This window comes from Paenibacillus timonensis, from assembly GCF_022427145.1.
In the GTDB taxonomy this organism is placed as follows: domain Bacteria; phylum Bacillota; class Bacilli; order Paenibacillales; family Paenibacillaceae; genus Fontibacillus; species Fontibacillus timonensis.
In genome coordinates this window covers 1-1,402 of record NZ_JAKSXN010000135.1, presented here as the reverse complement: position 1 = coordinate 1,402, position 1,402 = coordinate 1, and the positions used below count along the sequence as shown (strand labels likewise).

Genomic DNA, 1,402 nt, shown 5'->3' with positions numbered 1-1,402 from the left:
GGGTAGCGTCAAGAAGTTTGTGTAAGGCGGTAGGAATATCCAACGGGACGATAGATACTGTTCTGATGAAGTAGTCGGTGGGGGATAACGCCCTCACCGGCCGGGAAGTTATTGGTTACTCAACAGACTGTGGGTAGCGCTCCTCAAACATCTCGGCAAGCCGCTTTTTGACTTCCGCCATACCGAAACCCGTAGTGACGCGATCTGCATACCTATCGTTATACTCGAGGCTTTGCAAGTAGACGACTTTCTCGGCTGCATCCATGTTCGTCAAACTGTTCATGGGCTTGAGCCGCTTACGGAATTCCTTGTTCATCCGCTCAATGGCATTCGAAGTATAGATAGCGTTCTTGATGGCTGCTGGATACTTGTAGAACGTCAGCAGGGTCGACAGTTGGCTTTCCCAAGACTTCATCTCTTTCGGATAAAGTTTGCCCCATTTAGCTTTCACCGTATCGAAGGAGGCAAGCGCCATATCATAGTCGGGCGCGTTGTAGATTGTCTTCAGGTCGTTAATGACTTCGGTCTTGTGCTCGACTCGGATCTTAGGAAAGGTCGCACGGACCTTGTGCACGATACAATGCTGAACATCGGCCTTGGGATAGGTCTCCCGGAAAGCCTCCTCCAGCCCAGGAAGGCCGTCGAATACGCCCAGTAGCACCTCCTGAACCCCGCGGTTATAGAGGTCTTTGAGTACCTCACGCCAGCCGTTAGAGCTCTCCTGACCGCCGATGTAGAAGCCGAGGATCTGCCGATGTCCCTGTTCGTCGATGCCCATGGCGAAGTAGATTACCTCACCACTCACCGTGCTTCGCTTGAGTTTGATATACAGGCCGTCCAGATAGATGACGGAATACCGCTTGGAAAGCGGGCGCTCCTGCCAGTTCTGAATATCCTCAAGTACGGTTGCTGTAATGTTGCTCACGGTGGTTGGGGAGTAGTGACTACCGAACATACTTTCGATAAAGCGTGCGACATCACGAGTGCCCATGCCGCTTTTGTACATCTGAATAACGGCCTCCTCTAGCCATCCGTCACGGCGTTGGTACGGTTCGAAAAGTTGAGTTTGGAACTGACCGTGGCGATCCCGCGGAACCGACAAGTCCTCAATACTACCGTATTTCGTGTGCAGCGTACGCTTGTAGTACCCGTTGCGACTGTTATGTCGGTCGCACTCGTCTGATTCCATGAAGGCAGCGATTTCGGAACGCATAATACGTTCGAGGTTGTCCTGTACGAACTGCGTGACAAGATTTTCAAATAGATTATTGAACATGTTTTCGGGTATATTAGTCATTGGTAGGGTCCTTTCTCTGGTGGCTTCGACAACCCCAAGGATACCCTACTTTTTTTATGCCCGACTAGCTCACAAATCTTGGTACACAAACAATTTTACGTCATC

General features: G+C 50.7%; 1 protein-coding gene. It reads right to left on the bottom strand.

The window, feature by feature from the left end; translation table 11 throughout:
- Positions 1-115 precede the first annotated feature (115 nt).
- Positions 116-1,297, bottom strand: coding sequence for an IS256 family transposase (locus tag MJ257_RS24520; RefSeq protein WP_240271789.1), 1,182 nt, complete (start codon positions 1,295-1,297; stop codon positions 116-118).
- Positions 1,298-1,402 lie beyond the last annotated feature (105 nt).